At 67.6% G+C, this 7,741-nt stretch carries 6 protein-coding genes; 3 read left to right on the forward strand and 3 right to left on the reverse strand.

Annotated features, from left to right (window positions below; all coding sequences use genetic code 11):
* Positions 1 to 152 precede the first annotated feature (152 nt).
* A complete protein-coding gene (locus HMPREF0298_RS09090; RefSeq protein ID WP_006840877.1) occupies positions 153 to 2,342 on the reverse strand; it encodes a YhgE/Pip domain-containing protein in 2,190 nt (729 codons plus the stop codon).
* Entirely contained in the window at positions 2,339 to 4,930 is a 2,592-nt protein-coding gene (locus HMPREF0298_RS09095) for a YhgE/Pip domain-containing protein (RefSeq protein ID WP_083789557.1), read from the reverse strand. Before HMPREF0298_RS09095 ends, HMPREF0298_RS09090 begins: the two co-directional genes overlap by 4 nt.
* Before the next feature lie 92 nt (positions 4,931 to 5,022).
* Here HMPREF0298_RS09095 and HMPREF0298_RS12275 point away from each other — a divergent pair, with 92 nt between their 5' ends.
* Entirely contained in the window at positions 5,023 to 5,169 is a 147-nt protein-coding gene (locus tag HMPREF0298_RS12275) for a hypothetical protein (protein WP_006840879.1), read from the forward strand.
* Here the strand turns inward: HMPREF0298_RS12275 and HMPREF0298_RS09100 are convergent.
* Entirely contained in the window at positions 5,166 to 5,564 is a 399-nt protein-coding gene (locus tag HMPREF0298_RS09100) for a carboxymuconolactone decarboxylase family protein (RefSeq protein WP_006840880.1), read from the reverse strand. The two genes, HMPREF0298_RS12275 and HMPREF0298_RS09100, sit on opposite strands and share 4 nt — an antisense overlap.
* Before the next feature lie 49 nt (positions 5,565 to 5,613).
* Between HMPREF0298_RS09100 and HMPREF0298_RS09105 the strand changes: the two genes are divergently transcribed.
* Both HMPREF0298_RS09105 and HMPREF0298_RS09110 read left to right on the forward strand, forming a co-directional pair.
* Positions 5,614 to 6,564 (forward strand): pyridoxal-phosphate dependent enzyme, encoded by a 951-nt coding sequence (locus HMPREF0298_RS09105; RefSeq protein WP_006840881.1) that lies wholly within the window; start codon positions 5,614 to 5,616, stop codon positions 6,562 to 6,564.
* A partial coding sequence (locus tag HMPREF0298_RS09110) for an FAD/NAD(P)-binding protein (protein WP_006840882.1) occupies positions 6,561 to 7,741 on the forward strand: 1,181 nt, incomplete at its 3' end. The genes HMPREF0298_RS09105 and HMPREF0298_RS09110, both read left to right, overlap by 4 nt.

Genomic DNA, 7,741 nt, shown 5'->3' on the forward strand with positions numbered 1-7,741 from the left:
ACAGGTCAACCACCGAAAATCGGCGATTCCGGACACACTTTTTGACCCTTAACCCCCCGTGGTCGCGTTCCGGTCGAACACAGCCGATCGCATGCTCTCCGAAAAGCAGCCCACCACACGACGATTTGAAGGGGCGGCGAGCACGCGGGTGCCTAGGTCATCATCACCTTGGTCTGCGCGACCGCCTTGTCCATGCGGCTGATCGCGTGGCTCAGCCGGTGGCGCAGCCAGAGGCCGAGGGCAAGGAAGGGCAGCGAGAAAAGTACGAGGATGCCGAGGGCACGCCAGAAATCCCAGCCATACGTGCCGAAGATGGCGGCGCGCATCGCTCGGATTGAGTAGGTCGCGGGAAGCCACGGGCTAATCCCCTGCACCCAGCCCGGCAGCAGCTGCAGCGGATAGGCGCCGCCCGCCGCCGACACCTGAAGCACGAGAATGAGCACACCGATGGCCTTGCCGGTATTGCTCAGAGAAACCACCAACGTATAGCAGATGAGGTGGAACACCAGGCTCGAGACCCATCCCGCCACCAAGAGGAGGAACGGATGCGCGGGCTCGATCCCGACATACAGGATGAGCCCCGCCATCAGAAGGGTGGACTGGGCTAGCCCGGTGGTGACGAAGGTGAGGTAGCGGCCGAGGTACTTTTGGGCCGCTGTGAGTTGGCTGGGGACGACCACGTTCTGTTCGATGGAGCTGTCGTCGGTGCGCACGGCCAGCGACGTCAGCAGGGCGCCCACCCACAGGGCGAGCACAGTGTAGAGCGGGGCCATGCCGGCGCCGAAGCTGACGCGTGGGAAAACACCCTTACGCTCCACCTTGACAGGGTCGACAAGGGCGTCGGCCAGCTGCTCCGGGTGCCGGGAGACGAGGTCGGCCAACTGTGTCAGGTCGCCGTCGGAGCGCGCCTTGGCAATTGACTGCTGCGCTTCCTGCATCGTCGCCGCGTTGGAGCGCAACGAGTCGGCGGTGTCCCGCAGGTTGTCGCCTGAGGCCGCCAGGGTGTCGCGCAGCGAACCTGGTCGGTTGGCCAGGGCGGAGGAGACGTTGTCCATGTCCGAGCGGACCTTGTCGACGTCTGCGCGGACGTCGTCCAGCGAACTCGACAGCGCCTCGAGGCGGGGGCGGAGCCCCGTGTCGTAGGACGCCCGGGCCGAGTCCATCGCCTCGCGGGCCTGAGCGATGGAGTCCTTGATTGCCTGGCGCTCGGCATTGTCCCTGCCGCGTCCACCCTGCCCGGCGGCGAGGCGCGCGGCTGCGTCGTTGAGCCGGTCGCGCACGGCCGTCTGGCGGGCGATGGCGTCGTCGAGGTGGCCGACCACCGCGCGCGCCCCCGGCTGGGCGTCGGGGGGTAGCGCTGGGGCGACTTGGCCGTTGATGGTGTCGCGCAGGGCCGTGTACTGCTTCACCTGGACATCGACGCGCGCGGCGATGTCCGTCAGGCTCGCGGCGGTGGCCTGGGAGGTGGCGGAAGAGTCCGCCATCAGCTGGTCGACGCGGTCGCTTACGGCGGCAAAGCTTTCCGACGTCGCCCCCAGCGCCGCCGCAAGCGCCGCGCCGTCTCCGCCGAGGCCCGCCCCGGTGGCCCCGAGGTCGACGGGGCGCACTTGGTCGAGGGAGTCGCCCAGCGCCGCGGAAATCCGCTCGGCGCTGTCGACGAGCGGCACGCTCGACTCGGTGAGGGAGGCGAGAGCATCGACGGTGTCGGCGATGGAGAGGAGCTGGTCGCGGGCGCTGGCGGTGCGCTTCTCGATGGAGTCGAGCGCCTGCTGGGTCTCCGCCTCGTTGAAGAAGTCCGAGGCTGTTTCGATTAGCCCGAAGGACACCTCGGCCAGCGCCCTGGTAAACGACGCGCTAATTTGGGCGCTGACGCCCTGCGCCCCGCTCGAGACGAGCAGCGGGGAAATGGGGTTCTTTTTCTCGTTGACGTAGAGGTCGATCCGGCTGGGCTCGGAGTTGCCGGCGTAGAAGGTGAACATGTCGTCGCTCAATGTGGGCGGAAGGACGATCGCGGCGTAGTACTCGCCTGACTTCGCACCCTCAATGGCGTCGTCGGCGTCGGTGATCACCCAGTCCATCGATTTATCGCGGTAAAGCTGGGAGAGCACCATGTCGCCAACGTTGACGGACAGCGGGGTGAGGTCGCTCGTGTGTCCTTCGTCGGTGTTGGCCACCGCCACCTGGAGGCGCTCCGTATCGTGGAAGGGGTCCCACGTAGCCAGCACGTTGAACCACGCGAAGAGACAGGGAATGGCGATGAGGCCGACCATGACGATGCCCGCCATGACGTTGGTGTAGAGACGGCGCAGGTCGTTGTAGGCGATGGAGAAGACGGTTCTCATTGGGTGGCCTCGCTTTCCCCGCCGGTGGGCCGGATGGTGACACTCGTGCCGGCGGAGTCGTGGCGGTGGATCACGGCGTCGCGCAGCTCGGCCTCACCGAGAAGGGAGACCTGTTCGGCGTCGACGAGGCTCTGGGTGAAGTACTCAACCGCGCCGAGGTACAGGATGACCAGCAGGGACCAGCCCACCACGATGGCGAGCATGATGGTCTTGTCGGTAGGAAGAAGCATTGTCAGCAGGGTGATGATCGCGATGCCGAGAACGCCCGCGCCGATCCCGCCGAAGATGAGGGTGCGGTAGTTTTCCCTGAGCATCCGCGCCCGCTTCTCGACAACCCCACGGAACTCTTCGCGATCAGACAGTGCGGCCATGATGTCGGACGCGCGGTAGGGCGAGCCCATGACCTCGACCTTCTCGTTGGTAATCAAATTGGTGCGCGCGAGCTGGCGGTTGAACAAGAGGTTTGCGTGTGAGGATGTGAGGCGGAACAACCATCCCAAGGCGAAGGCCACGGCGGACATGGCGAGAAGCGTCGCCATGAAACGGAAGTAGTGGTATCCGTAAAATCCGGCGATGGTTTCGCGCATTGCGTCGATGCCGTACCGGAAGGGGAGGAACGGGTAGATTCGGCGGAAAAAGCCGGGCATCAGCTCGATGGGGTAGAGCCCGGATGCACCCGGAATCTGGATGACGACGAGGAACACGGCGATGCCGCGGCCGATGTGGCCGAGCGCGGAGACGATGGAGTAGATGATTCCTGTGTACGCCACGCCAGTAACGATCGCGGTGGCGAGGAAGGCGGTAAAAGACTGCATCTGCACTCCGAAGGCTGCGTTGCCGAGCGTCACCACGACGGCCTGGAGCACCGAGAGCGTGGCGAAGAGGAGGAAGCGGCCGAGGTAGGCCTGGCCGACGGTGAGGCGGCGGAAGCCCTCGGTGTCGACCTCGACGCGGAAGATGATCGTCAGCATAAACGCGCCGATCCACAGGGCCAGGTTCGTGAAGAAGGAGGCCATGGAGCTGCCGTAGTTCTCGGTGGGGAAGACGGCCTGCTGCTCGACGGTGACGGGCGAGGAGATGTACTCGCCGATCTTCGCGGGGTTGAGGTTCGTGACAGTGTTGAGGGCCCCCGAGTCGGAGGTGGCCAGGAGGGCGTTGATGTCGGACTGGGCGGAGCGGGCGCCGTCGGCGAGCGTGCCGAGATTGCCCGAGACGTCGTCGAGGATGCCAAGGCTGGCCGCGAGCTGATTGTCCACCCCTGCAAGCAGCGATATCGTCTCATCACGCAAGGCGCGCTGGCTGTTCAGCGCGCCGCGCGCGGAGGCAACGCTGCCGGACGCCTGGGCGAGCGAAGCGTTGAGCGCGGGCACGGACTCCCCAATCTGCTGGCTCGCAGCGCGTGCAGCGGCGTTGGCCTCTGAGGTTGCGTCCTCAAGGGAGGTGCCGAGCTCGCTAATCGACGCCAGCACCGCACCCGTACTGCGGTCTACCTCGTTCAGGCCGTCGAGGACCGTACGGGAGGCGGTAGTGCGCTCTTCCAACGCGCTGGCCGCGGAATCGAGCTGGGCGCGGATCTCGGGTGACAGGGCCGCGCTGCCTGATAGGGCGCGCAGTTGAGCGGTGGCGGACTCGCCCTGTTCGACCACCCCGTCTACCTCGCTGATGGCCGAGCGGACGCGCCCCTGAGCGGTGCCGAGCTGATCCGTAGCGCCCGCGATGGTGGAGTTGGCGGAGGCGGCGCCGAGGCTGAGCGCGTTGGTGGATTCAACAAGCGCAGTGGAGGTGTCCGCGGTGAACCCGGCGGCGGAGCTCTGCAGCTCGGCGATGATCCCCTCGGCCTCGCCGAGGGACGAGTCGACCGACCCGAGGGTGTCGTCGACGGATTCGACGAGGGCGCTCAGCTCGCCAACGACTGGCCGAGCGCCTGAGACGCTCTGCTTCATCGTGCTGATTCGTAGCTGCGCGGCGTCGAGGGCGGCAGCGATGTCAGCGAAGCTTCCGGCGGCCCTTCCGCGTACCTCGTCTGCGTTGTCGCGCAGCGTGAGGCCCGTTTCGCGGAGCTCGGTCGCCGCGGCCTCTCCGACCTTCTGCTTGAACGCCGAGGACACCGCGGCGTCGACGGCCGAGGCGCCGGCGTCGGTGATGGAGGGGGCGACGCCGTTGCTCTTCTCGTTAACGTAATATTCCAGCACGGGCTGGGTGTAGGTCCCGCTGACCAGGCTCAGCAAGTCCTCACTGAACTCGGGCGGGATGAGGAACATGGCGTAGTAGTCGCCCCGCATCAGACCGTCACGGGCCTCGTCCTCGGGGAGGAACACCCAACCTATTTTGTCGTTGTCGCGGAGTTGCTCGGCGATTTGTTCGCCGACGTCGACCTCGCCGACGAGATCAGTTGAGGCACCGCGGTCGTTGTTGACCACCGCGATGCGGATGTTCTGGGTGTGGTCGTAGGGCTCCCAGAAGGCGTTGATGTTGAACCACGCGTAAAGTGCGGGGGTGATGAGCACGCCGACGATGATGATGAAGGCTCGGGGAACGCGCAACAGGCGACGTAGGTCTCGTCCAAGGATCTGCCCGCTTTTTCTCACGGGGCGAGCATACCCCGGAGCGGGGAATTAGGGAAACGCACCGCACCGTCGCCTCCATGTGTGGGAGGCGCAAGCGTGCAGGGAGAAAGCGTGTGCTCGGATCGGTCCAAATCGTGGCCGAGTCAAGCTCTGGATACCTGGGCCGCGCCGGCAGGATCGAGCTTGACGATGACGGCGAGACGCTCTGGGTCGGCGGTGCCGTGCGCGTCAGGGTGCGCGGCGTGCTGGGCGTGGATTAGCTCTTGGGACCGAGCTCGGCGTCGAGCACCTCCTGGGCCACTTTCATGGCGGACAGCGCGGCGGGCGCCCCGCAGTAGCCGCTGGCCTGGATGATCGCCTCGGTGATTTCCTCGCGGGTCAGGCCGTTGGTGAGAGCGCCACGCACATGGCCGCGCAGCTCCTCGTTGGCGCGCAGGGCAACGAGCATCCCGATGTTGAGCAGGCTGCGGTCGCGGCGGCTGAGCCCCTCGCGCGTCCACACCGAGCCCCACACGGTGGCGGTGACGTGGTTCTGCAGCGCCTCACTGTCGGTGCCGGTCGTGCTGGCGATGGCGTTGTCGACGTACGCGTCGCTCATCACTGCGCGGCGCACCTCCATGCCGTTGTCGAATCGGTTGTCGGAAGTGTTTTCCATGCCTTAGAATTGTAGGCGCTAATCGCGGGGGCGATAGGAAACGCATAAGATGCTTCTCATGGAAAAGAGCGAGAATCTTGGCCTGCTCTCCGCGGTCGGAAGCACACCCCTCATCCGTCTCCCCAATGCAGGCGCAACTGTGTGGGGCAAGCTGGAGTCTTTCAACCCCGGCGGCAGCGCGAAGGACCGCACCGCAAGGGCGCTTGTGCGCGACGCGATGGAGCGCGGGGTCATTGGTCCCGGCAGTGTGGTCGTGGAGTCGAGCTCGGGCAACCTCGGCGTGGCGCTTGCGCGCGAGGCCGTCATTGGGGGGTGGCGGTTCCACTGTGTCGTCGACACGCGCACGAACGCCGCGACCCTGGCACATATGCGCGCGCTCGGGGCCACAATCCATGAGGTCGAGCGGCCGGACCCCGAAACAGGGGACTGGCTCACGGCTCGCCGCGCGCGGGTGGCGGAGATTGTCACCGAGCTCGGCGCCGTCAACCTGGACCAGTACTCGAACCGGGCGGCGTTCACCGCCCACAGCGAGGGCACGATGCGTGAAATAGCGGAGCAGCTCGGGCACGCGCCGGACATCCTCGCGGTGGCGGTCAGCACGACCGGCACCGTTGGCGGGTGCCTGGCCCACATCCGGGAGCACAACCTGCCCACCCGCGTCGTGGCGGTCGACGCCGAGGGCTCCGTCCTGTTCAGTGGCGCGCGTGGCGACCGCGTCCTGCCCGGCTACGGCGCCGGGATGGTCACCGAGCTATCCACCCAGGTCGTCCCCGACGAGGTGATCCGGGTGAGCGCGCGCGACGCGGTCGCGGCCGCGCGGGCAACGGCGCTGACCACCGGTTTCATGCCGGGGGCCTCCGGCGGCGCGGTGGCGTGGGGCGTCGATAAGCTGGTGGCAAAGAACCCGGGCGCGGAGATCGTGGCCGTCTTCCACGACGACGGCCGCGCGTACCTGGACACGGTCTACAACGACGAATGGGTCGAAAGGAACATCGGGTGAAGGTAGCAATCATCGGGGCCGGGCCGCGCGGCCTGTGGGCGGCGGAGGAACTCTTCGAGCGCGCCCGCCAGCGCGGGGCACGCATCGACCTGACGGTGTTCAACGACGGGCCGCTGGGCAGCGCGAGCGCCACGGGCGCGTTCCAGCCCGCCGGGCCGGGGCAGTGGCTGCTCAACGTGCCCGCCACGGCGATCGAGTCCCGCCTCGGCTCCTTCAACGCGTGGCGCGGCGCGAACGACTCCTTCCCGCCGCGCCGTGAGGTCGGTGAGTTCCTGGCCGCGTCCTGGCGAGCGCTGGAAAACAACACACCGCGGGGCTGCGCGGTGACATTCCGCGAAGTCGAGGTGCGCGACCTAGACGCGCACGGGGCCGGTTTCGAGGTCGACGGCACGGTGTTCGACGAGGTGCTGGTGTGCACCGGGCACGCCCCCGCGGCCCCGGTCGACGGCGCGATCCCCGCCTACCCCCACCACAACCTGGATGCGATCTCGCCCGCGGACACCGTGCTCGTGCGCGGCGCGGCGCTGACGTTCATCGACGTCACCCGCTACGCCCCGGCGAAGGCGTTCTACCCCGTCTCCCGCTCCGGGCGGTTCATGGAGGTCAAGGCGTACCCGGCCGACGAGAAGGCGCTCGAGCCCGCTTTACGAGGCTTCGCCGACGCCATCCTTTCCTCCGGCTCCTACGAGGAGTTCGTGGGGGCCGTCGCCGAGGCGTCGTTAAGCGTGCTCGAGGCCCAGGGCGGGGACGGCGGCCTCGAGGAGGTCAACGCAGTTCTCACAGGCACGGATTTCACCGGGGACGCGGTCGCGGAGCTGCACGCCTCCCTCGCGGCCGCTGAGGGGTCGCGGCCGTGGACGGCGGCGCTTGCGGTGGGCTACACGTTCCGCACCCTTTACCCGCAGGTGATCGAGCGCGCGTCCTTCGGCGGGCGGGAGAGCCTGGGCGGGGAGCGGTTCTACCGGCTCACTCGCATCCTCGAGCGGGTTGCGTTCGGCCCGCCGCCCGAGACGGCCCGTGACCTCGTCCGCGCGATCGACGAGGGCCGGGTGCGTACCGACCTGCTGGGCCGCGGCGGCGACAGTCTCAGTGACCTCGCCCGCGAGGTGGGGGCGGACGTGGTCGTCGACGCCGTCAACGCGCCCCCCGGCGTCGTCGACGGCACCCTAGTCGGTGC

It is taken from the genome of Corynebacterium lipophiloflavum DSM 44291, from assembly GCF_000159635.1.
GTDB classification, from domain to species: domain Bacteria; phylum Actinomycetota; class Actinomycetes; order Mycobacteriales; family Mycobacteriaceae; genus Corynebacterium; species Corynebacterium lipophiloflavum.